Genomic DNA, 24009 nt, shown 5'->3' on the forward strand with positions numbered 1-24009 from the left:
GTCTAGTATCTCCTTTTCTGTTTTAGTTCCTCGTAAATGAGACGGTAATTTTCATAGCGGCTTTGAGGTATCTTATCCTCATTTACCGCAGCCTTTACCCCGCAGACCCGCTCCCCTATGTGAACGCAGCCTAAAAATCTGCAGCCCTCCTCATAGGCTTCAAACTCTGGAAAAAAGTCCTTTAGCCCGGATGCCTCCATATCCGGCGTATACATGGAGCTGAACCCCGGTGTATCCATCATATAGGTATCCTTCTCCACAAAGAATAATTCGGAATGTCTTGTGGTATGCTTTCCTCTCTCAATCTTTCGGCTGATACCTCCGGTCTCCATGGACGCCTCCGGCTGGATCCGGTTGGTGAGAGAAGATTTTCCCACGCCGGAAGGGCCTGCTAGAACCGTCGTCCGGCCCCGCAGCAGGGATCTTACCTGCTCCATCCCCGTCTCTTTTCTGACGCTGATAAAATGGACCTCATATCCGGCCCCTTCGTAGATTTTCCTATAGGCATCCGCCATGGCCCTATCCCCCAGATCCGCCTTATTAAAACAGATCACCACCGGCACAGCCTCCATGGCCATCATCACCAGAAAACGGTCCAGAAGGTTTAAATTGGGAGAAGGCTGTGCCAGGGCAAAGAGAACCATTGCCTGATCCACATTGGCCACGGCCGGGCGCACCAGCGCATTTTTCCGGGGAAGGATCTCATCGATGTTCCCTTCCAGTGTTTCATCATCCAGAACGGAAAACTCCACGTTATCTCCCACCAGGGGCTTTATCTTCCTGTTTCTGAAAACGCCCTTGGCTCTGCACTGGTACACCCGGTTTTCACCATCATTCACATAATAAAAGCCTGCAATTCCTTTGATTATCTTTCCTGTCATAAATGTCCTTTGTTCCTTTTTCATCCTGCCGGGAAGAAGGATACCGGCCAGGACTGGATCACCTTGTCATTGTCCGCGTCCACCACCTCTACCGTACCGCTGTCCACACCATAGGCTCCCTTGATCCGCGAAAATACCACTGGAACATCCTGAGAGCCTACCACCAGTCTGGGACTGATCAGGTTGGTATATACATAGGTATTTGCATCATTGGGATCCTTCTGCTTTAAGCGGATCAGAATCCGCACGCTGCTGGTCTGGGAGGCTGGGCCGATGTAATTGCTCAGTGAGCAGGTTGCATCGATGGAACCCACATAATATTTGCCTTCATCTCCCGTCTTTGCCTGAGTTTCGGCGGCCTGCTGGGAGGCCTGGGAGCTGTCATTGACCACATAGTCTACTGAGGACTGCGGCTCCAGCATCGTTCCCGGCAGTTCACTCTGGGTTAGTACCTGTCCCTGGGGCTTTGAGGGATCACTGTCATAGGTCACTGTGCCTGTGACAAGACCCGCTGCCTTTAAAAGTGAATCCGCCTCTGAGGCATCTGTACCCACCAGCGTTGGCACCTGGCCCTGCACGGCCGCCGGACCCGTGCTGACGGTAAGCTCAATGGTATCTCCCGCTTTTGCCTCATCCGTACTCCAGGAAATCACCTTTCCTTTTGCAACCGTATCGCTGGCTGCCTCTTTTATGGAAACGGAAAGGCCCTTTTCCTTTAACAGGGTTTCCGCCTTCTTTTGGTCCATATTGGAAAGCCCCAGGGATTTTACGTCGACCCGGTCGCTGCCCTTGCTGATGGTGACGCCTACGGTGCTCCATTTTTCCACGGTGCTTCCGGCATCCACATCCTGGCGCATAACCCGTCCTGCCTCATAGTTGTCCGAATACTCCTCTCCTGTGACCTTCATCACCAGAGAATACTCCTTCAGCTTGCTCTCTGCCATATCCTGAGGAAGATTCAGCACATCCGGCATCTCCGTCTGGGTATCTGAAAGCGAAATCTGGATCTCTTCCGTAGAAGAAGCCTCTGCCGCCGTCTCTGTCTGGGGCTGCGTCTGCCCGCTTCCCGGCCAGAACAGTCCCGTCAGTCTGGAAAATACAAATACTACCACCACAACCACCAGAATGGCCGCTACAATGCCGATGACCGTGATAATACGCTCAAACTGCGTGCTCATATCATCCTCTGACTTGCGTCCTGCATTTTTCCTCTGAGGCCCTTTTTTATGGGAAGGACGTTTTCGCTCTTTGGCGGCCTTTCCCGGCATCTCCTCTGAAAATACCTCCTGGACAGGAAATTCCCCGTCCTCATCCTCAGCCAGTTCTGTTTCCTCACGGGCGGGTTCTGTTTTTTCCTCTGTCTCCTCCTCTTCCCTTCCGTTTCGGTCTCTGCGGCGGTGAAGATCATTGATCTGGCTCAGCTCTCCCCTGGTGATAGGGCGGGTCTGAGATAAATCGGCCTCTTCTTTTGCCTCCTCTGTGCTGTAGATATCGCAGTCCGGGTCCATCAGCACCCGCCGCAGATCACGGATTACCTCCTCCATGGAGGGGTAGCGTCTGTCAGGCTTTTTTCTGGTGCATCTTAAAATAATATCCTCAAGGCCGGGATATATCTCCGCATGATACTCTCCCGGAGGCACAACCGGATCCTCCAGATGAGCCAGGGCCACCGATACGGTATTGTCCCCCTCAAATGGCACCTTTCCCGTCACCATCTCATACAGTGTGATTCCAAAGGAATATATATCGCTGCGCTCATCGCAGTATCCGCCTCTGGCCTGTTCCGGGGAAATATAATGGACAGAGCCTACCGCATTCGATCCTATGGTCTGGCTGGAAACTGCCCTTGCGATGCCGAAATCCGCCACCTTTACCTTTCCGTCTCTGGAGATAATCATGTTCTGGGGCTTAATGTCCCGATGGATGATATGATGCTCATGAGCCGCCGCGATCCCCTGGGCCACCTGGATGGCAATGCCGATGGCCTCCTTGCTTTCTAAAAATCCCTTCTTCTCGATGTAGCTTTTGAGCGTGATACCCTCAATCAGCTCCATCACAATATAGTGAAGGCTTTCCTCATCCACTACATCATATACATTTACGATGTTGGGATGGGAAAGACGGGCCGCCGCCTGGGCCTCCATCTTAAATTTGCTTACAAAATTTTCATCGGAGGCAAATTCTTCTTTTAAGACCTTGATGGCTACCAGGCGGTTTAACGTATGACATCTGGCTTTATAGACCACGGACATACCGCCGGAGCCGATCTTTTCCAGGATCTCATAACGGTCCTGAAGATAGGTTCCCGGATTTAACATGGGCCAGTCCCCCCTTCCTCAGGCTCTACCAGCACAACGGCGATATTGTCCATGCCGCCGCCTTCGTTGGCCTCGCAGATCAGGCGCCTGGCCTTTTCCTTTAATGTGCCGGAACCTGCTACTACCGCCCGGATCCGCTCATCGGACACCATGTTGGTAAGGCCGTCGGAGCAGAGGAGAATATAATCCCCGGGTTCCAGCTCCACCTCAAAAAAATCTGCCTCTACTGTCTTTCCGATGCCCAAAGCACGGGTAATGATATTTTTTCTGCGGTTGTAATCCGCGCTGCCCCGAACCATTTTCCCAAGGGCCACCATTTCCTCCACATAGGAGTGATCCTTTGTAACCTGGCGGATCTCATTTTCATGGATAAGGTAAAGGCGGCTGTCTCCGATGTTGGCAGCGTACAGGATCCCGTCATCCACCACCGCTGCCACCAGGGTGCAGCCCATGCCGTTTAGTTCCTCCCGGTTTAAGGATTCGCTGTAAAGGCCTGTATTGATCTCGCGGATCCCTTCAGAAAGCAGAGGCACGGGAGCGCCCTCCTTTTTGCGGGTCAGATATACCACCAGGTTCTCCACTGCGTACCGGGAAGCGTAGTCCCCGGCCTGATGGCCTCCCATCCCGTCTGATACCAGAAAAAGGTTGGGAAGGGAGCCTACCGTTTCCGGTGAGGCATAGATATAGTCCTGATTCATAGAGCGGACTCTTCCTGTGTCTGTCAGTGCGTATGCCTGCATCATTATACCCCTCCTTCCATATAGCTTTTTCTCAGCTGTCCGCAGGCGCCTCCGATGTCGCGCCCCATTTCCCGGCGGACCGTGGCGTTGATGCCATGATTCTCCAGGTATTTTTTAAAGGCCTCCACAGCTTTTCGGTCAGACTGAACATAATCCCGCTCCTTGATGGGATTGACCGGGATCAGGTTTACATGGCCGTGCTGGTCCTTAAGCAGTCCTGTCAGGGCGGCAGCCTCCTTCAGATTATCATTAACGCCCTTTACCAGGCTGTATTCAAAGGTAAGCCTTCTGCCTGTTTTTTCAAAATACACACGGCAGGCCTTAAGCACATCCTCCAGATGATAGCGGTTGGCAATGGGCATCAGTGTCTTTCGCACCTCATCATTGGGCGCGTGAAGGGAAAGGGCCAGCGTGACCTGAAGGCCCTCCTCAGCAAACTGCAGAATCCCCGGCACAATGCCGCAGGTGGATACGGTCAGGTTCCTCTGGCTGATGTTTAACCCTTTTTCATGGGAGATCAGCCGAAGAAAGCGGACTACGTTGTCGTAGTTGTCCATGGGCTCCCCGGAACCCATGACCACCACGTTGGATACCCGCTCTCCGGTGATGGACTGAATCCGGTAGATCTGATCCAGCATCTCAGAGGGACGCAGATTGCGCTCCAGACCATCCAGGGTAGAGGCGCAGAATCGGCAGCCCATGCGGCAGCCAACCTGTGAGGAAATGCAGACGGAATTGCCGTGATGATACTGCATCCACACACTTTCGATCACATTTCCATCCTCCAGTCCAAAGAGATACTTTCTGGTGCCGTCTGCGGCGGAAATACGCTCACCCACTGTTTTTAAAGCGGTGATGCTGCAGCACTGTGAAAGTCTTGCCCTAAGATCTCTGGATAAGGAACTCATCTGTTCAAAATCAGTGACCATCTTTACATGGAGCCAGTCATAGATCTGCTTTGCACGGAACGGCTTTTCACCCAGGGCAGCCAGCTCCTTTGTCAGTTCCTCCAAGGTCATGGATTTTATATCTTTTTTACCGTTGCGGTCTGTTACATCTAACATAAAAAAACTCCTGTATTTCAAAATGAACGGGATGTTCCTTAAATACGCCGTTTAAAAACGCTGATAAAAAACCCGTCAAAGTCCTCCCAGGGACCTGTTCCCGGCAGGATCTGGATCTGCCCTTCCTCCAGGGAAGCAGTGGATTCCCTTTCCCATCCGTCAGGAAGCAGCTTTGTGATATCCACCGGATCAAAGGGCAGATTCCGGCGGATCCAGTCCGCGTTTTTCTCATTTTCTCCCCGGTTGATGGTACAGGTACTGTAGATCAGTTTCCCTCCCGGCTTCACATAACGCCATACAACTGACAAAATCCGGCGCTGGAGCTCTTCCAGTTCCTTTAGGCCTTCCTCTGTCATACGGTATTTGATATCCGGTTTTCTTCCAATAATTCCCATTCCAGAACAGGGAAGATCCGCGATGACGATATCCGCCTGGTTCTCCCACTGCGGGTCAGGCACCGTGGCATCCCACACGCGGGCCCTTATATTTGTCAGGCCGCAGCGGGCAAGGTTGTCCTCGATCAGGGCCGTTTTCTGCTCCGTCAGATCTCTGGCTTCCACTAACCCTGTCCCCTTAAGCTTGTCTGCCAGGTGAAGACTCTTTCCTCCGGGCGCGGCGCAGACATCCAGTATGTAGGCTCCCTCCTTGGGAGCGGCCAGTTCTCCCACCAGGCTGGAACTGATGTCCTGAACCTGAATCCAGCCTTCACAAAAGGCGGTGAGCCCTTCCAGATAATCATAGCCTGACAGGGCGATCATGGAATCGGAGCCGGCAAGCGGCTCTGCCTTGGCCCCCTCCTGTTTTAAGGAAATGAGGATCTCTTCTCTGGAGGCAGCGCTTAAATTGCATCGAACCCAGGTCGGGCGCGTTTTGAGAAAAGAAGCTGCGATCTTCTCTGCCGTCTCCTCCCCCCAGTCCTGTACCCATTTTTCGTACATCCAGGCCGGAACGCTGTAGCGCAGGGCCGGATCCTCAAAGGCGATCTGTGCCTTTTCTCTGGAAATGGTTCGCAGGACTCCGTTTACAAATCCCTTTAACCCATGGAACTTATGTTTTACCGCCAGTTTCACCGCCTCATTGCAGACGGCGCTGTCCGGCACCCGATCCATATAGAGAAGCTGGTATACGCTCATCCGCAGAATACTTCGGATCAGGGGTTTCATTCTCTTCGTTTTTGTCTTTGAATAGCGGTCGATTACCGCGTCGATCTGGAGCATATATTCCAGCGTCCCCTCGGTGACACGGGTAATAAAGGCCCGATCAGCCTTATCCAGATATTGATATTTATAAAGAGCCTGGTTTAAAATAAGATGGACGAAGCTGCCCTTTTCGAGCACCTCCGTCAACACCCCAAGGATTATTTCCCTGTTTTCCAGACCTCGGTCTGTCTGCTTTGCCATAATATCCCCTTTGTCAGTTTTCCCTGTCTCTGTTTCCAAATAAAATAAGCAGACGCAGCAGCTGAAGAATGGAGGCAGCGGCAGCGGCCACATAGGTTAACGCGGCAGCTCCCAGCACCTTTCTTGCCTGTCCTACCTCCTGTCCCTGCAGGATCCCGATGGAATCGAGAAGCCTGACCGCCCGGTGGGATGCGTTGTACTCCACCGGCAGCGTCACCAGCTGAAACAGCACAGACAGGGAGAACAGCAGGATTCCCACATTGACCAGGATTCCTCCGCCGATAAAAAAGCCGATGAGAATCAGAGGCCATGAAATCTGCGCTCCAAAGTTAGCGGCAGGCACCAGGGCAGCACGCAGACGCAGCGGAGCGTACTCCTGCGCATCCTGCATGGCATGGCCGCACTCATGGGCCGCAACGCCGATGGCTGCGATGGAAGTGGCTCCATAGACCGCATCCGACAGATTCACTGTCTTGGTTCTGGGATCATAGTGATCCGTCAGACGGCCGGATACATGGCGGACCGTCACATCATAAATCCCCTGGGAGCGCAAAAGCTGTTCTGCCGCCTGGGCTCCCGTCATGCCGCAGCGGCTGCGGATGCCGGAATAGGTGGCATAGGTAGCATTTAACCGGGCCGAGGCGGCCAGGGAAAGGGCTACGCCGATGAGAATGAGGACGTAGGTTGGATCAAAATAAAACGGACTGTAAAACATTTACATTCACTCTCTTTCTTTGAATAAAGGGCCGGTATGGGAGCCAGAGGCTACTTTCCCAGGATCTCGCCTTTTTCTATGGTATAACCTCTCAGGAAGGTTTCCACATCCATTCGCTTTTTTCCCTCCAGCTGAAGTTCCCGAATGGACAAAAGCGCCTCTCCCGCAGCCACTATAAGGCTGTGGGGATCGGTGCGGATGATCTGACCTGGGGCTGCCCCGTCAGATGACTCCTTAAGGACATCTGCGTCCCAGATCTTTAATGTTTTTCCGTGCACAAATGTGTAGGCGCTGGGCCATGGATTAAGCCCCCGGATCAGCCGTTCGATGGCGGCTGCTTCCATGGACCAGTCGATCTGGCCCAGAGATTTTGTAAGCATCTTCGCATATGTGGAATCCTCATCTGTTTGAGGCGTGCGGACTGCGGTACCGGCCTTAAGCTTCTCCAGGGTGGAAAGGATCAGCGGGCCGCCTGCCTGACTTAATTTGTCAAAAAGGCTTCCTCCCGTTTCCTTGGGATCCAGGGGGATTACCGTCTTTTCCAGCATATCACCGGTGTCAAGGCCCACGTCCATCATCATGGTAGTAACGCCTGTCTCCTTCTCCCCGTCGATCACCGCCCACTGGATAGGCGCTGCGCCGCGGTACTTAGGCAGAAGGGATGCATGGATGTTGATACAGCCGTAAGGCGGCAGGTCTAAAATATCCCTGGAAAGGATCTGGCCGAAGGCAATGACCACAATCACCTCCGGCTGAAGATTTCTGAGAATTTCAACAAAGGCGGGATCCTTTACCTTTTCCGGCTGGTACACCGGGATACCGTACGCCAGCGCCTGAACCTTCACCGGCGTCATCTGCAGTTCTTTGCCTCTGCCCCTGGGGCGGTCCGGCTGGGTCACTACAGCGGCCACCTCATGTCCGGCCTCCACAAGAGCCTTTAATGCCGGAACGGAAAAATCCGGCGTTCCCATAAATACGATGCGCATTTTAATTCTCCTCTTCTTCCTCAGCCTCTGTATCCATCAGTTCTCCCTCGACTAACTCTACATAAAGCTGGCCCTCCAGGTGGGCACATTCATGGCAGATGGCTCTTGCAAGAAGTCCCTCTCCCTCAAGTTCAAACGGTTCCATATTTTCATCCAGAGCACGCACCTTTACATACTCCGGCCGAGTCACGATGCCTGACTTTCCCGGAACACTCAGGCACCCCTCGTATCCCGTCTGTTCGCCCTTCCGGTCAATGATCTCCGGATTAATCAGCACATACTGGCTGCCGTCCTCCACATCGATCACCACAATCTTCTTTAAAATGCCCACCTGGGGAGCCGCAAGGCCTACGCCGTTTGCTTCATACATGGTCTCAAACATATCTTCGATCAGCTCGGCGGTACGTTTGCTCATCTCCTTTACAGGCTTACATTTCTTAGTTAATACTTCATCTCCAATTACGCGAATCTGACGGACTGCCATCTTTATTATCTCTCCTTTTTCTGTGTTCAAACCATCCCTAAGCACCCAGGCTGCCGGCGTGTGTCCTCCCTATATGGAAGAGGATGGTGAAAATGCTCCGGCATCGTTTGCGGCTACAGATCAAGATCTGACTGCAGCGCCACGCCCTCCAGGCCCTCTAAGCAGGCCTCGGCCATTTTCCTGATGTGTATCAGTATATCATAGTTTTCATTCTTTATATATAAAATTTTTCTGTAAATATCATTAACTTTGTACACAGGGGCATTAACCGGGCCGATAAACGGTATCTGTTTTCCGGGAAAACGGTCGGGAAATGTCTCTGCCATGGCAGCAAGAGCCCCAGCGGCCCGATCTAAACGGTCCTCCCTGTGATCTGAAATCTGCAGGGTCAGAAGCCCCACTGCCGGCGGATAACCCAAAAGCCTTCTGTAATTCATCTCCTGCTCATAAAAGCCCTCATAGTCCTGACGTGCGGCCATCTGAATACTGTAATGATCCGGCTGATACGTCTGGATCACCATATTGCCCGGTATGCTGCTCCGTCCCGCCCGGCCTGCCGCCTGGGTTAAAAGTTCAAAGGTCTCTTCGCTGCACCGGTAGTCCGGCGCATATAAGGACAGATCTGCCGCCAGCGCCCCTACCAGGGTAACCTTTGGAAAATCATGCCCCTTTACAATCATCTGGGTGCCAATGAGGATGTCTGCCTCCCCTCTCGCAAACGCAGACAATATTTCCTGATGTCCACCCTTTTTTGACGTGGTATCCATATCCATGCGCAGGATCCGCGCCTTTGGAAACATCTTTGCAGCCATCTCCTCGATCTTCTGGGTGCCGGTGCCGAAAGGGGCGATATAAGGGGAGCCGCAGACGGGGCAAAGCTTTGGCTGTGCGATCCTGTGGCCGCAGTAATGGCACATCAGGCTGCCGTCTCTGTGAAGCGTCAGAGTCACATCGCAGTGAGGGCACTTAATGGCCTCCCCGCAGGAGCGGCAGGAAACAAAATTAGCATAGCCCCGGCGGTTGATAAAGAGCATGGACTGCTCCCCCTTGCTCAGCCGATCCTCTAAAAGTTCCTTTAGCCTGCGGCTGAAAATGGAGCGGTTTTTAGCCCTGAGTTCTTCTCTCAGATCCACAATCTCCGTCTGGGCAAGGGCTGCATCCGCCTTTGCCCGGCAGGTCAGCTTAAACAAGCGGTATTCTCCCAGCAGTGCTTTTGTGTAGGACTCCATGGAAGGGGTGGCGGAGCCCAGCACAAGAAGCGCCCCGCTTATCCCTGCAAGCTCTCCCGCCGCCTCCCTCGCATCATAGCGGGGAGCCAGTTCGCTCTGATATGCGTTTTCATGTTCCTCATCGATGATAATAAGCCCCAGCCGCTCAAAAGGCGCAAAAAGGGCGGATCTCGGCCCGATGATCATATCAATATCCCCTGTGCGCGCCCTCTCATACTGATCGTAGCGCTCTCCGGCGGACATTCGTGAATGAAGAACCGAGACGCGGTTTCCGAAACGAAGGTAAAAGCGCATAACAGTCTGCCAGGTCAGGGAAATCTCCGGAATCAAAAGGATCGCCTGCTTTTCCTGAGCCGTCACATGGCTGATCAGTTCCATATAGACCTCGGTTTTACCGCTGCCTGTAATTCCGTGGATCAGGCAGGTGCTGCGAATCCCCTGATCATATTCCCTGCAAATGGCCTGAGAGACCATCCTCTGCTGTTCATTCAGCACCGGCGGCTGCCAGCCGGCTGCCGGTAAGGCCTCGGCCGCCTCTTTCCTTTCCCCGGCCAGAAGGCGTTTCATCTCCAAAAGAGGATTTCTGTACTTTTCCACTACTTCTACGCGGATCAGCCCTGCCTCTTCCAAAGGGCGAAGAGCCGCCGCAGTCAGATTCAGCCGATTTACCGTCTCATCGTAAGGCACGGGATTTTTTTCTTTTAAAAGAGAGAACAGGCGAAGCCTGGCGCTGTATTTCCTGCGTTGGGCCAAAGCCAGGGCCTCGCGAAAGGCGTCCTCTTTTGCAATCAGACGGATCTGACGCTTTGGAGCCTCCTTTATCTTTTGCTTTACCGGGAGAACGGTCTTAAGAGCCTGGTTCATGGTAGAGCCATAGCGTTCTTTCATCCACCAGGCAAGCCAGATCAGCTGAGACTGGGCTGTGACGCTTTCCCTTACAATGCCCTCAATCTCTTTTAATTTTGAAACCTCATATTCCGGCCGGTCAGTCAGCTCCACCACATATCCTTTTCTTCTGCGGTTTCCCGCTCCAAAAGGGATGTACACCTGCTGCCCCGCCGCAAGCTTTCCCCAAAGGCGCTCCGGGACCCGATACTGGAATACCCGGTCCACGCTCTCATGAGAAATATCTATGATAATGTTTGCATATATTCCCCTCAAAGTTCTCATCCATCCTTCTGTTCCCCTTTGTCGCCTGTTTTTCCGGCCGGCAGTCAGGGTATCTGTCCACTGATGTTATCATAAATATCCTCTCTTTGCAAGGCTCACTGTTTTGCCTCCCGCCGGATCTGCCAGACGCCAAAAGACCCCCGGCCTTGTTCGGCCAGAGGTCTTTTGGATACCATACCACATTTTTCTGAAGGGAAGCTCCCTTTTTCATCTCTACAGCTTAAACTGCTGGATCATGCCCTTTAATACCTGGGCCTGGCTGGAAAGCTCCTCGCTGGTAGCCGCACTCTCCTCCGCTGTAGCAGAATTAGCCTGGACTACGCTTCCGATCTGCTCGATGCCGCTGTTGATCTGGACAATCATACGGGTCTGTTCCGCTGAAGTTTCCGTTACCTTGCGGATCGCTTCTACCACCCCGCCTGCGTGTTCTGCTACCCGATCCAGCGTCATTCGGGTTGTCTGGGTTGCCTCGGCTCCCTTATGCACCGCACTGACAGAGGACTCGATCAGGGTCCGAATCTCCTGGGAGGCGTCTGAACTCTTTGACGCCAGCCCTCTCACCTCATCCGCCACCACGGCAAAGCCCTTTCCGGCCTGCCCGGCCCGAGCAGCCTCTACCGCAGCGTTTAAAGCCAGGATATTGGTCTGGAAGGCGATATCCTCAATGGTGCGTATAATATGGGTGATCTTCTCAGAGCTTACGCTGACCTCTGTCATAATGTCGGACAGCAGTTTCATCTGGCGTATACTCTCGGTCACAGCTTCATTTGCCTGGGCTACCTTGCCGTTGGCCCTCTGGATATCGTCCTCATTAGACTTGATCTGCGCGGCAATATCCCGGATGGAAGAGCCAAGGGTGTCTACGGAAGATACCTGCTCTGTGGCTCCCTGGGCCAGCGCCTGCGCACCGGAGGACACCTGTTCGGCTCCGCTGTCTACCGTCTCAGAAGCCCTTCGGATTCCTGAGATTAGATTGCCCATCTGATCGGCAAAGCCTCGGATGGCTGTCTGAATGGGCGCAAAGTCCCCTTTGAACGTCATCTCAGAGCGGTGTGTCAGATCACCCTCGGCCAGATGCTGCATACTGACGGCAATCTCATTTACATAGGCAGAAAGCGTCTCAGTACAGGAACGGATGGATTCTGCGATTTCGCCGATCTCATCATCTCCTGTATGGTCAAGCTGAATATGCAGATTGCCTTCGCTCATCTGCTGAAGCGCCCAGTTGATGTCTGATACGGGCCGGAGCCTGCGCATAATGGAGAAACGCTGGGCCAGGATCACTGCCAGGATCGTAACAGCAAAGAACAGTACCAGAATGGATATGATGGCAAAGGTCTGGCTGAAATATTCCTGTCCGGTCATAGTCACAATGATCTTCCAGCCATAATCGGAAAGTTCATTGGCCATAGCCCTTCTTGGCACTCCATTTGCTGTATAGCGGAACAGCCTGCCCGTAGGTTCTGAAAGTTCCTTCTCCAGAGCCGCTCCCTCTGAACCGGTTTCCGAAAATGCCTTTCCGACCATGCTTTGATCCCCATAACCGATGACGATGCCATCATCGCTCAGAGCCGCCAGATATCCGCTGCTGCCAAAGGACAGGTTTCCTAAAAACTCAGAAAGCTGCGCAAGGTCAAGATCCATGCAGAACAGTCCGGTAATATTCCCGTCTGTTTTCACGGGTACTGAAATCGTAATGCACATCTTGCCTGTCACGCTGTCCGTATAGGGCTGTGTCACATAAAGAGACGCATTCTTTACGGAGTTGTAATACTCCTTTTCGTTTAATACGATATCAAGACGGCTGCCGTCTTCTCCGTAAAGATTGTTCTCCGAAATGCTCCCTACACCCAGACCGAGAATCGCAGGATATTCATTTTTCAGTTCTGTCATGACTGCCACTCCATCGGCAAAATCAGGAGAATCAGACATGGGCACCTCCGCCGTAGCAGCTCCTGTCATACGCTGGATGGCAGGTATATCCGCAATGGTCTGGGTCAGATTCTCATACTGCTTCACAAACTGCCTGGCCTGTTCTGTTCCATTGGTCAGCGTCTGTTCCAGAAATGCATCCTGCTTGGTGTTCATAGCGAAATTGATCAGCGCTCCCATACACAGCGCCACAAGAAGGTTGGATACTAACAAAATCAACGCGGAATAACGCACTACCACAGTGGACAGACGTTTCTTTCGTGTCCCATTTTTCATAAATCACTCTTCCTTTCCAGCTACACCCTCCCACATTCTGCGTGCTCTTCAGGCAGTTCCTCTCTTATGGGGCTGAGAATGAAACTTCTGAAAACACACTTAATTTTATCGGCTTCTTTTTTCCGTTCATAAGATAAAGAACCGCAGTTTTTACACTGCGGTCCGTACTGTATTTCATACATCCTGATTTATTTTATTAAGCAGGGCATTATCTCATCTGATAACAGCCCTTTCCCTCTGCCTTTAAACAGGTGTCAAAGAATGTCTTTGCCGCCTGGATCAGATAACAGGTGTCCTTGACTCCGGCTGTCTCATACGGAGAGTGCATCGCCAGCTGCGGCAGGCCGATATCCACTGTATTAAGCGCCACATGAGCATTGGAAATATTTCCCAACGTAGAGCCGCCTGCCACATCCGAGCGGTTTGTGAAGGTCTGGCACGGAACTCCCGCCTTCCGGCAGATGGCTTTAAACATAGCCGCAGACACAGCGTCTGTGGTGTACTTCTGGTTTGCATTATACTTGATCACGATGCCTTCGTTAATGGCCGGGCGGTTAGTGGGATCTGCGATCTCGCCGTAGTTGGGATGGACGGCATGCGCATTGTCGGCAGATACCATGAAGCTGGATGCCAGAGCCATCAGGTATTCTTCCTCCGTGCGGCCCAGGCTGCGGTTTACCCGGCGCAGGGTGTCCTCTAAGAAGGTGGAATCAGCGCCCTGCTTAGTGCCGCTTCCCACTTCCTCATTATCAAATACGGCTGCTACGGATACACAGGAGGGATTTTCTCCCGCTAACAGGCCTTTTACGGAAGCAAAGGCGCACTGAAGGTCATCCAGGCGGCCGCAGGAAAGATATGCTTCATCTGCGCCCCAGACTGTTCCCTTTTCACGGTTGTATAAAAACAGATCATGGCCCAGAATACTCTCCTCCTTTATCCCTGCCGCCTCTGCCATCACAGACATAAAGGTTCCCTTTGCCTCCATGCTGCCGAAAATAGGAAGGGTATCCTTCTGGGGGTTGTATTTGTAACCGTCATTTACCTGACGGTTCATATGGATTGCCAGATTAGGAATCATCACAAGATCCTTATCCACATTCACCAGCCTGGAAACGAGACGCCCATCCTCCTCGGTCACAAGACGGCCTGCGATGGATAATGGACGGTCAAACCATGGGGAAATAATCATTCCGCCATATTTTTCCACGTTTAATTTGATATAATGGCCCTCTGCCTCCATCTCCGGATTCTCCTTGATCTTAAAAGAAGGTGAATCGCTGTGGCTTGCCATAATCTGAAAACCGGTAAAATCAGCCGCCGGCACCTTAAAGGCAATGACAGAGGACTGGTTGCGGGTCACATAGTAAGAACCTCCTGCTGCCAGTTTCCAGCTTTCTTCCTCCCTCAATTCCTCAAAACCGGCCTCTTTTAACATAGCCTCTATGTTTGCTACTGCGTGAAAGCTGCTGGGACTTTCCTCTAAAAAGTGCAGTAATTCCTCTGCCGTCTGCCGGCAGGTTTCCTTTGTCAGTTCCATGATCGTTTCCTCCTGATTGATATAATAATGGATGCAGTATACTCCTTAAACCGTTCTGTATTCCGATCTGCGAGTATATTCGTGAGTTTTTTACTCACATTCTATAAAATACGGTTTTATCTCATGATTCGCCGTATTTATTCTGTCTTATTTGTGAGATTTTCTCTCAAATACGTCACTGCCTTAGAAAGTCCCATACTGTTGGACCCCTTGAACAGCACGCAGTCTCCTGCCCTTAGGCAGTCAGACAGCCACTGCCGGGTTTCCTCCAGAGAAGCCAGTTTTACTGCCGGGATTTTTCCTCCTGCCTGGAGCAGCCCTCTTTCAATCTCCGCCGCCCATTCTCCAAGCAGCACCAGCTGATGAATGGTCATATCAGCCAGGCCCTCTCCCACTTCCTGATGGAAACGGATGGTATCCGGCCCCAGCTCCTTCATATCTGCCAGGACGGCGATCCTTCGTCCCTTACAGGGCATGGAGGAAAGAACCTCAAGGCCTGCCTTCATGGATACCGGACTGGCGTTGTAGCTGTCGTCTATAATCGTTACGCCGCCTGCCGTAAATATCTGCTGTCGGCCTTTAAAGCCCTCAAACTGTTCCAGCTGACTGGCCGCCCGTTCCATGGGGATGCCGTAATAGGCTGCCACTGCCAGGGCCGCCAGTGCATTGCTTACCATATGGTTTCCCATAACCTTTAAGCGTACCTGAACCTGCTCCTGTCCAAGGATGGCGGTAAATACAGGATACCCGGCTTCCAGATGAAGATCGATCCCCCGGCAGTCGCAGCCCTCGGACAGGCCGTAAAGGATCTTTTTTCTGCTGTTTTCAGGGACAACCGTTCTAAGAAGCGGATCATCCCCGTTTAAAAAGAGCGCTCCGTCCTCTGCCATTTTTTCCTGAATACAGAGTTTTTCTTTTAAAATGTTTTCTTTTGACCCCAGCTGCTCCATGTGGGCTTCGCCGATATTTGTCATGACCGCACAATTTACCTGTGCCACACGGGCGATCCGGGTCATCTCCCCCGGTTCGCTCATGCCAAGCTCTATCACGCCGATCTCTGCCTCCTCAGGTATATTGAAAACGGTGACAGGCACACCCACCTGGCTGTTGCTGTTCCCCGGAGTTTTGTAAACGGAAAATCCGGCCTCCAGCGCGCAGGCCACCATCTCGCGTGTGGTTGTCTTTCCCACACTTCCCGTAATCCCTACGAGAGGAATCGCCGTCCGGCTCCGGCACCAGGCGCCAAACGCCTGAAGTGCCAGCCTGGTATCATCCACGCAGATCCATGTAGATGAAAGGGCGTTCCCCCTCCAGTCTGGATTCTCTTTGCACTGGTCCGTTACTGTTTCCAAAACCTCTTCCCCGCTCTCCTGGCGGCTGGTAAAGACCGTTCCGGCTCCGGCCGCCAGGGCCTGACAGATAAACCGGTGGGCGTCCACCCGTTCTCCCACCACCGGAACAAAAAGGTCGTCTCCTTCCATTTTTCTGGAATCCAGACAGATATGGCCGATCCGACGGCCGGGATCTCCATAAATCACCTTTCCTCCCACGGCCATGGCTGCCTGAGCTGCTGTTATTCCCTTCATTCTTTTTCCTTCTCTCCCAGTTCCTTCACTGTTTCTTCAATGACCTCTCGGTCCAGGAAATGATGGCGCACGCCGTCGATCTCCTGATAATCCTCATGGCCCTTTCCAATCACGGCGATCATGTCTCCCGGCTGCGCATTGAGGATACCATAGCGAATCGCCTCCCTGCGGTCCGGGATCTCCATAAACTTCCCGCCCGTTTTTTCTATGCTGCCCCGTATATCGGCGATAATATCCTCTGTCTTTTCATAGCGGGAATTATCCGCTGTCAGGATACTCAAATCTGCCAGCCGGCCGCCAATCTCGCCCATGGAGTAACGCCGGTCCTTTGAACGGTTTCCTCCGCAGCCGAAAATACATACCAGACGCCTGGGGTGATAGTCCCGCAGGGTCTTTAACAGGCTTTCCATGCTGACTGCATTGTGAGCGTAGTCCACCAGCACGGTGCATCGGGAGGACGTATATACAATTTCCATCCGTCCATTGACCCTTATATGCTCCAGCGCATGGCTGATTCTTTCCCGGCCAAGACCAAGAAAGCTACACAGACTGACCGCCGCCATGGCATTTTCCACATTAAAAAGGCCAGGAATACCAAGACGCACTTTCATCTCATATTTCCCCGAGATACGAAATTTTGTTCCCACAAAATCAGGTTCTGACACATACCGGATATGGGAAGCGGTAAAATCCGCCTTCTCCTCTTCCGTTTTTCGCTCTCCTTCCTCACTGCCGTCTGCGTCCACACGGTAGGTATACAGTTCGCAGGACGCAGTCTTTTTTACCGCCTCCGCGTGCCCGTCATTGGCGTTTAACAGTCCCACACGGCAGTTCGTCAGAAGGCGCGTCTTATAATAAAGATATTCTTCAAAATCCGCGTGCTCATCCGGCCCGATATGATCCGGGGAAATGTTGGTGAAAATACCATAGTCAAACAGGATACCGTCTACCCTGTGCATTTTTATCCCCTGAGAAGACACCTCCATAACCGCATGGGTACAGCCGGCCTCTGCCATCTGCGCAAAGGCTTTATGGAGTTCATAGGATTCCGGCGTAGTATTCATGGTGGGCGTCACATGATCTCCAATCACAACGCCGGTGGTGCCGATAAGTCCAACCTTCTTTCCCGCCGCCTCCAGAATCGCCTTGATCATATGGGTGGTGGTGGTCTTACCCTTGGTGCCGGTAACACCGATCATGGTAAGTTTCTTCGCCGGATAGCCAAACCGGGCCGCAGATAACAGGGCCAGAGCCCTGCGGGCGTCACTGACCCTCAAAATCGTGACCTGCTTTTTCTCCTCCCCTGTCAGCCCGCAGGCCTCCATCTCTACCTCAACCGACCGCTCGGTCACAAGGATTCTGGTTCCTGCCTTTAACACGTCAGGTATAAAGCAGTGAGCGTCGATCCGTGTGCCGGTCATGGCCACAAACACCGTACCCGGCCCGGCCTTTCGGGAATCATAGATGATCTCATCTGCCTGAATATCCGTATTTCCCTGGATCAGGGTATATTCCAGTTCATTTAACCAGTTGCTTAAAACCATGCATTTTTCCTCTCTGATACTTAAAACAGTCCTGTGATTTTTCCTTCCCCGTCCACATCAATCCCCTCTGCCGCCGGTTTCTTTGGAAGTCCCGGCATAGTCATAATGGAACCTGTAAGGGCTACCACAAAGCCGGCGCCGGCACAGACGTATGCATCTCTTACATTGATGGTAAAGCCTGATGGCCGTCCAAGCTTTGTCTGATCATCGGACAGAGAATACTGTGTCTTTGCCATACATACTGGAAGATTCCCAAAGCCCATCTCCTCAATGCGCTTTAAGGCTTTTAAAGCTGCGGGGGAGTAGGATACGCCGTCTGCCCCATAGATCTCAGAAGCAATGGCGCCTATTTTGTCCTTTAGGGAGTCCTTATCCTCATAAAGCACATGAAAGTCTGTGGGGCGGTTTTCCAGTGTATTTAATACCTTGTCTGCAAGGGCCACGCCGCCTTCGCCTCCTTTGGCCCATACCTCAGCCAGTGCAAACTCACACCCCCGCTCCTCACAGAAGCGCTTAATATAAGCGTATTCCGCCTCGGTATCGCTTATGAAGGAATTTAAGGCAACTACCACCGGAACACCGAATTTCTGGATATTTTCCATATGCTTTTCCAGATTGACAATGCCCCTCTTTAATGCCTCTAAATTCTCCTCCGAAAGCTGATCCTTTGGCACGCCGCCGTTGTACTTTAATGCCCTGACCGTGGCTACCAGCACCACCACATCCGGCTTTAATCCTGCCTTGCGGCACTTTATGTCCATAAACTTCTCCGCACCCAGATCCGCGCCGAAGCCTGCCTCTGTCACCACGATATCGCAAAGCTTTAAAGCCGTTTTGGTGGCTCTTACGCTGTTGCAGCCATGGGCGATGTTGGCAAAGGGACCGCCGTGAACCAGTGCACCGGTATGCTCCAGAGTCTGGATCAGGTTGGGCTTTAGAGCGTCTTTTAAGAGAGCCGCCATGGCCCCTGTAGCGTGAAGATCCCCTGCAGTCACTGGTTCCCCTGCGAAGTTATAGGCAACGATAATCTTGGATAAGCGATCCTTTAAATCCTTCATATCATCTGCCAGACAGAGGATCGCCATGATTTCCGACGCTACGGTGATCACGAAATGGTCTTCTCTGACCATGCCGTCCGCCTTTGCCCCAAGACCCACTACAACGTTTCTAAGCACGCGGTCATTCATATCCACGCAGCGTTTCCACAGGATCTGCCTTGGATCAATACCGAGAGCATTGCCCTGCTGGATATGGTTGTCGAGAAGGGCTGCCAGAAGGTTATTCGCTGAGGTAATGGCGTGAAAATCCCCCGTAAAATGAAGGTTCAGATCCTCCATGGGAAGCACCTGGGCATAGCCTCCGCCGGCAGCTCCGCCTTTGATGCCGAAACACGGGCCAAGGGATGGCTCTCTTAAGGCAATCATGGCATTTTTTCCCAGCCTTCCCAACGCTTCTCCCAGTCCTACCGTAACCGTTGTTTTTCCCTCTCCGGCAGGTGTCGGGTTAATGGCGGTCACAAGCACCAGCTTTCCGTCCGGCCGGTCTTTGATCCGATCCCAGAGTTCGTCTGTGATCTTCGCCTTATATTTTCCATAAAGCTCTAAGTCATCCTCTCTGATTCCGTAAACTGCTGCTACCTCCTTCACCGGCGCCAGCGCGGCCTCCTGTGCGATCTCAATATCTGATTTCATCCACTGATCCTCCTCTTTGTAGGTATGTATTCCATTGCAACTGTTCAGAACAAGGCATTCCCTGAATCGTTACCCTGCATTTTATATTTCACAGGAGAGGAAGTACAGGCGTAAATGCCGCCTCCCTGCTCCGGTTTAATACCCCTGTTCTATCATTTCCTCGAACTGTTCCGGGCTCATTAGGATCTTTCTTGGCTTTGTGCCCTCCTCTTCTCCCACAACCCCGGCCTCCGCCAGCTGATCCATGATGCGGGCCGCCCGGTTAAAGCCGATCTTAAAGACGCGCTGCAGCATACCGATGGATGCCTTGTCCTTTTCTATAATGAACTTTCCGGCCTGAGCAAAGAGTTCGTCTCTGGATGCTCCCGACCCGCCTCCATCCATCGAAGGAGATGTCACTTTATTTACCACATCCTCGCTGTACTCTGCCACCATTCCCTGCTCCGTCAGAAACTCCACAACGCGGCTGACCTCATCGTCCGACACAAATGCACCCTGGACACGCTGAGGCTTTGGAAAGCCCGCAGGATAAAAGAGCATATCGCCTTTTCCTAAGAGCTTTTCCGCTCCGTTCATATCAATAATGGTCCTTGAATCCACACCTGATGATACGGAAAATGCGATTCGGGAAGGCACATTTGCCTTGATCAGACCGGTGATGACGTTGACCGAAGGCCTCTGAGTGGCGATCACCAGATGGATGCCCGCCGCACGGGCCAGCTGGGCCAGGCGGCAGATGGAATCCTCCACCTCGCCGGGAGCCACCATCATAAGGTCTGCCAGCTCGTCGATGATGATCACAATCTGAGGCAGCTTTTTCGGCTTTTTCCCATCCTCAATGTCATCCAGCTTTTCTACACGTTCATTGTATCCCTTTAAGTCGCGGACATTACACTCCGCAAACTTTTTATAACGGTCTGTCATCTCCGCCACTGCCCAGTTTAAAGCTCCGGAGGCCTTCTTTGGATCCGTCACTACCGGGATCAGCAGATGGGGGATACCGTTGTATACGCTCAGCTCTACAACCTTGGGATCCACCATGATAAGTTTAACGTCATTGGGGTCTGCTTTATAAATGATACTCATAATCAGAGTATTGATGCAGACGGATTTACCGGAGCCCGTAGCGCCTGCGATCAGCAGATGAGGCATCTTTGCAATGTCCGTCACCACAACCTGGCCGCCGATGTCCTTTCCCACCGCAAAAGCCAGACGGGATTTATGGCGGCAGAAGGACTCTGATTCAAACAGTTCCCTCAGGTATACGATGTTGTTTTCCTTATTCGGAACCTCAATGCCCACAGCGGATTTTCCGGGAATCGGTGCTTCAATGCGGATATCCGCCGCCGCAAGGCTCAGTTTGATATCGTCCGTCAGTGATACGATCCTGCTGACCTTTACTCCCTGCTCCGGCAGAAGCTCATAGCGGGTCACCGAGGGGCCGCAGCTGATGTTGGTCACGGTAACGCCCACCCCGAAATTATGAAGGGTCTGCTGAAGCTTGATGGCTGTAGCCTTAAACTCATCCTCTGAGAAGGAAGCATTATGCACCGGTTTCTTTAAAAGGTCTGTAGGCGGGAAAACATACTCCTTCCTTTCTTCCTCCTTCTTCTGAATCTCCTGCGCTACCGAAACCTCGGCCGCCTGAACCTGGGCCGCCTCCTGCTTTTTCTCCAGTTTCTTCTGGAGGAGGTCTGTCTCCGTTTCAATGACCTTTCCTGACGCGGTGACAACCCGTTTTACTCCCTCCGCCTGATACAGGGTATCCGGGCGGGCAGGATCGGAAGGTGCCGGGGCTGCCCCTTGAGAAACAGTGTCAGCATCGGGATCCGGATCCCAGGGGGATGAACCGTAGGGATCCATATCTTCCTGCTCCAGTTCATCCAGGCGGATGCTTTCTTCTTCCTCCGGTTCACTGTTCCAGGGAACCATATCGCTGTTGATGCGGCGCAGATCCTCTGACATATGGCAGGATACAGCCGCTTCTACCGGCACCAAACCTGACAGCGGTTCCTCTGCCTGAATCTCGCTGTCATCGGTTTCTTTCAGCCCGTCCTTTTTTGGAGCCTCCAGATCCTCCTCAAAGCTTACAGGCCTTAACGCTCCAACGCCCATATCCAGTTCATCCAGCGTCCGGCGGTCCCTCTGAACCCGTATAGTCTCGTAGACAGGCTCCTCCTCATAGCCTTCCTCTTCCTCCGGCAGCCTGGCAGAGGCAAGAGTTTTCTCTCCGTCCGCCAGACTTTGCCTCTTTTTCCCTGCGGCGGCCCTTCCATGATGTTCCAGCTCATCTGCCAGAGCGCTGACCTCGCCTGCGGGCTTTTTCTGTCCGGCTCCCACAGTGTCTGCCGGATCATAATGTTTTGGCATCTGAATTCTTCCGCGAAATTCATCCGCCGGGGAAGGCGCTAGTTCGGAAGACTCCCCAGACACAGCCGGGTCTGCTCCGAACTCACGTTCAAACGCATCCTCCTCAAGTCCCTCATCTTCATAATAATCATCTTCTGCGCCCAGAAACGTAGCACCCAGATTGACGCCGCGGACTCTCTGCTCTTCCCTTAAAAGACGTCTCTCCTCTGCCCTCTGGGCGTGAAGTTCCCATCTGCGGTCCATATCCTCTCTGGCATACTGATACGCCCGCCCGCTTCCCTGCCGGACAGCAGACACAAAGGACTTTCCTGTAATACACACCATACAGATAATAAAAAGCACCAGAAGGATCAGATAAGCGCCTGCCCGGCCCACGCAGAGAACCAGAAGACCGGAGAGGATTCCGCCCACCAGGCCTCCCCCGGCTCCGTTTACCGAGGATGCCGCATAATACTGCATAACCGACGCGCCTTCGGCAGTCTTCCCAAACATCAGCTGCAGCAGGCCGCAGACCGTAAGCATCACGCCTCCTGCCGCCGCCATCTTCACCGCCGCCAGGATATTTCCCTGATTAGACAGGTGAAAGCAGGTTCCTACAAAAAGCATAAGGGGCAGCAGATAGCCGACCATTCCAAACAGACCCAGCTGAACGCTGCGCAGCACGTCCCCGAAAATGCCGCAAAGGCCGAAATTACTTAAAAATAAAAGAATAGCTACAGCAAAAGAGCAGATGATGATCACTTCTGCTCTCATAAACCCCATATCCTCTTCTTCCTCATAATCCTGCCGTCTGGACCGGCTGTTTTCCCTGGATGTGCTGCTCTGCCTCTTTGCAGTAGTTTTCCCTGATTCTTTTTTTGTCGTACTTCCCTTGGGCCGCCCTGGTTTTCGGGCACCGCCCTGCTGTTTCTTTACTGCATCAGCCACAAATACAAGCCTCCCATTTCTTGTTCCCCCCTTATATCTGGGGTTCCATCCTTTACAGTATACAAAAATTTGAGAGGAATTGCAACGCAGTTTCTGAAAAATATACGAACAGACTTTCTTATGCGGGTGATTTCATATGTAATTCCTGTCTTTTATTCCATATGGCGTTTAAAAAATCCGTATGCATTTTCAAAGGAAAATTTCTCCACCGTCCCCCTTGGTATCCCACGGGCTGTAAGATAGGACCCGAATGCGGCGGCTTTATAGGGATCTCCTAAGGAGGGATCACAGGTGATGCCTCCGTCAAAGTCCGTTCCCCAGGCGATCACATTCTCCCCGCCCAGTTCCAGCATCCGGTAAATGTGGCGGAATAAAAGCTCCCTCTCTCCTTCTCCTCCCCGGTCAGGCACGGAAAGGAAACGGGAATAAAGGTTGATTCCGCAGAGACCTCCCCTCCTTACAAGTTCCTTAAACTGATCTTCTCTGAGGTTTCTGGGATGGTCGCAGCAGGAACGCAGATTGGAGTGAGAGGCCACAAACGGCTTTTTCGCCTGATGGAGCAGATCTGCAAAGCCAGCGTCATTTAAATGGGAGCAGTCTACAATGATTCCCGCCGCCTCCAGTTCTCTTACCGCCTCTTTTCCAAATGCAGTAAGACCTTCCTCAGACGCAGGTCCGCTTCCCAGTTCATTTTTCCCATTCCAGGTCAGGGTCATCATTTTAAAATGTGCAGCCTTGAAATGCCCGATATTCTCCAGCCGTCCGCCCAGGGCAGCCCCTCCTTCAATGGTTCTGATCATTCCCCATTTTCTCTCTTTCAGCCCTTTTTCAAGTTCAGAAAATGAATCTGCCAGAACCGCCCGGCCCTGGGAGTGTTCCACAATCTTTCTGAGATATGCCTCGTGGCGATCCACAAACCAAACGGCCTCCCGGCCCCGTATACTGTCCGGCACCCAAATGGCCATACACTGAACCGCCGCCTTAAGCCGGCTCTGCCCCCTCATATTAAACTGAGCGGTGCTGTTTAAGAGATTTTCTCCCCGTTTCATCAGTTCTTCTATGGTATCGCAGTGAAGGTCAAAAAACTTCATATTCCTCTCTCCTTTGACAGCCGGGCGGCGTACCTTAAACGTCCGCCGCCCCTCTCTTCTATCTGTAT

General features: G+C 52.5%; 16 protein-coding genes. All 16 read right to left on the reverse strand.

Going from position 1 to position 24009, the window contains the following annotated elements; translation table 11 throughout:
* Positions 1-2: 2 nt before the first annotated feature.
* The gene (gene rsgA / locus HW447_RS02745) at positions 3-881 is read right to left on the reverse strand and encodes a ribosome small subunit-dependent GTPase A (protein ID WP_176253806.1); all 879 of its coding nucleotides are present in this window, start codon (positions 879-881) and stop codon (positions 3-5) included.
* Between the two features lie 20 nt (positions 882-901).
* Positions 902-3199 (reverse strand): Stk1 family PASTA domain-containing Ser/Thr kinase, encoded by a 2298-nt coding sequence (pknB, locus tag HW447_RS02750; RefSeq protein ID WP_176253807.1) that lies wholly within the window; start codon positions 3197-3199, stop codon positions 902-904.
* Complete coding sequence (locus HW447_RS02755; RefSeq protein ID WP_176254041.1) at positions 3193-3939, reverse strand: Stp1/IreP family PP2C-type Ser/Thr phosphatase; 747 nt, start codon at positions 3937-3939, stop codon at positions 3193-3195. Before HW447_RS02755 ends, pknB begins: the two co-directional genes overlap by 7 nt.
* A gap of 2 nt (positions 3940-3941) precedes the next feature.
* Positions 3942-5003 carry a 23S rRNA (adenine(2503)-C(2))-methyltransferase RlmN gene (gene rlmN / locus HW447_RS02760; RefSeq protein WP_176253808.1) on the reverse strand — a complete coding sequence of 354 codons (1062 nt, stop codon included), beginning with the start codon at positions 5001-5003 and terminating at the stop codon, positions 3942-3944.
* A gap of 38 nt (positions 5004-5041) precedes the next feature.
* Complete coding sequence (gene rsmB, locus HW447_RS02765; RefSeq protein ID WP_176253809.1) at positions 5042-6403, reverse strand: 16S rRNA (cytosine(967)-C(5))-methyltransferase RsmB; 1362 nt, start codon at positions 6401-6403, stop codon at positions 5042-5044.
* A 13-nt stretch (positions 6404-6416) separates the two neighbouring features.
* Positions 6417-7118: a zinc metallopeptidase gene (locus tag HW447_RS02770; RefSeq protein ID WP_176253810.1), complete on the reverse strand. Its 702-nt coding sequence runs from the start codon at positions 7116-7118 to the stop codon at positions 6417-6419.
* A gap of 50 nt (positions 7119-7168) precedes the next feature.
* Complete coding sequence (fmt, locus tag HW447_RS02775; protein ID WP_176253811.1) at positions 7169-8104, reverse strand: methionyl-tRNA formyltransferase; 936 nt, start codon at positions 8102-8104, stop codon at positions 7169-7171.
* Between the two features lies 1 nt (position 8105).
* On the reverse strand, positions 8106-8588 hold the full coding sequence (def, locus tag HW447_RS02780) for a peptide deformylase (protein WP_176253812.1): 483 nt from the start codon (positions 8586-8588) through the stop codon (positions 8106-8108).
* A 113-nt stretch (positions 8589-8701) separates the two neighbouring features.
* Positions 8702-10969 carry a replication restart helicase PriA gene (priA, locus tag HW447_RS02785; protein WP_408609672.1) on the reverse strand — a complete coding sequence of 756 codons (2268 nt, stop codon included), beginning with the start codon at positions 10967-10969 and terminating at the stop codon, positions 8702-8704.
* A 231-nt stretch (positions 10970-11200) separates the two neighbouring features.
* A complete protein-coding gene (locus HW447_RS02790; RefSeq protein WP_176253814.1) occupies positions 11201-13195 on the reverse strand; it encodes a methyl-accepting chemotaxis protein in 1995 nt (664 codons plus the stop codon).
* Between the two features lie 208 nt (positions 13196-13403).
* Positions 13404-14732, reverse strand: a complete 1329-nt coding sequence (locus tag HW447_RS02795; protein WP_176253815.1) for a M18 family aminopeptidase — start codon at positions 14730-14732, stop codon at positions 13404-13406.
* Positions 14733-14869: 137 nt separating this feature from the next.
* On the reverse strand, positions 14870-16318 hold the full coding sequence (locus HW447_RS02800) for a UDP-N-acetylmuramoyl-tripeptide--D-alanyl-D-alanine ligase (RefSeq protein WP_176253816.1): 1449 nt from the start codon (positions 16316-16318) through the stop codon (positions 14870-14872).
* Entirely contained in the window at positions 16315-17862 is a 1548-nt protein-coding gene (locus tag HW447_RS02805) for a UDP-N-acetylmuramoyl-L-alanyl-D-glutamate--2,6-diaminopimelate ligase (RefSeq protein ID WP_176253817.1), read from the reverse strand. Before HW447_RS02805 ends, HW447_RS02800 begins: the two co-directional genes overlap by 4 nt.
* Positions 17863-17882: 20 nt before the next feature.
* Positions 17883-19553 (reverse strand): formate--tetrahydrofolate ligase, encoded by a 1671-nt coding sequence (locus HW447_RS02810; protein WP_176253818.1) that lies wholly within the window; start codon positions 19551-19553, stop codon positions 17883-17885.
* 135 nt (positions 19554-19688) lie between these two features.
* Positions 19689-22850, reverse strand: a complete 3162-nt coding sequence (locus tag HW447_RS02815) for an FtsK/SpoIIIE family DNA translocase (protein WP_176253819.1) — start codon at positions 22848-22850, stop codon at positions 19689-19691.
* 152 nt (positions 22851-23002) lie between these two features.
* Positions 23003-23941, reverse strand: coding sequence for a dipeptidase (locus HW447_RS02820; RefSeq protein WP_176253820.1), 939 nt, complete (start codon positions 23939-23941; stop codon positions 23003-23005).
* Positions 23942-24009: the final 68 nt, after the last annotated feature.

It is taken from the genome of Enterocloster alcoholdehydrogenati, assembly GCF_013282095.1.
In the GTDB taxonomy this organism is placed as follows: Bacteria; Bacillota; Clostridia; order Lachnospirales; family Lachnospiraceae; genus Enterocloster; species Enterocloster alcoholdehydrogenati.

Excerpts from the sequence above, each read along its gene's own strand:
- rsgA (WP_176253806.1), bottom strand. The coding sequence starts at position 881 with ATGACAGGAAAGATAATCAAAGGAATTGCAGGCTTTTATTATGTGAAT.
- pknB (WP_176253807.1), bottom strand. The coding sequence starts at position 3,199 with ATGTTAAATCCGGGAACCTATCTTCAGGACCGTTATGAGATCCTGGAA.
- HW447_RS02755 (WP_176254041.1), bottom strand. The coding sequence starts at position 3,939 with ATGCAGGCATACGCACTGACAGACACAGGAAGAGTCCGCTCTATGAAT.
- rlmN (WP_176253808.1), bottom strand. The coding sequence starts at position 5,003 with ATGTTAGATGTAACAGACCGCAACGGTAAAAAAGATATAAAATCCATG.
- rsmB (WP_176253809.1), bottom strand. The coding sequence starts at position 6,403 with ATGGCAAAGCAGACAGACCGAGGTCTGGAAAACAGGGAAATAATCCTT.
- HW447_RS02770 (WP_176253810.1), bottom strand. The coding sequence starts at position 7,118 with ATGTTTTACAGTCCGTTTTATTTTGATCCAACCTACGTCCTCATTCTC.
- fmt (WP_176253811.1), bottom strand. The coding sequence starts at position 8,104 with ATGCGCATCGTATTTATGGGAACGCCGGATTTTTCCGTTCCGGCATTA.
- def (WP_176253812.1), bottom strand. The coding sequence starts at position 8,588 with ATGGCAGTCCGTCAGATTCGCGTAATTGGAGATGAAGTATTAACTAAG.
- HW447_RS02790 (WP_176253814.1), bottom strand. The coding sequence starts at position 13,195 with ATGAAAAATGGGACACGAAAGAAACGTCTGTCCACTGTGGTAGTGCGT.
- HW447_RS02795 (WP_176253815.1), bottom strand. The coding sequence starts at position 14,732 with ATGGAACTGACAAAGGAAACCTGCCGGCAGACGGCAGAGGAATTACTG.
- HW447_RS02800 (WP_176253816.1), bottom strand. The coding sequence starts at position 16,318 with ATGAAGGGAATAACAGCAGCTCAGGCAGCCATGGCCGTGGGAGGAAAG.
- HW447_RS02805 (WP_176253817.1), bottom strand. The coding sequence starts at position 17,862 with ATGGTTTTAAGCAACTGGTTAAATGAACTGGAATATACCCTGATCCAG.
- HW447_RS02810 (WP_176253818.1), bottom strand. The coding sequence starts at position 19,553 with ATGAAATCAGATATTGAGATCGCACAGGAGGCCGCGCTGGCGCCGGTG.
- HW447_RS02820 (WP_176253820.1), bottom strand. The coding sequence starts at position 23,941 with ATGAAGTTTTTTGACCTTCACTGCGATACCATAGAAGAACTGATGAAA.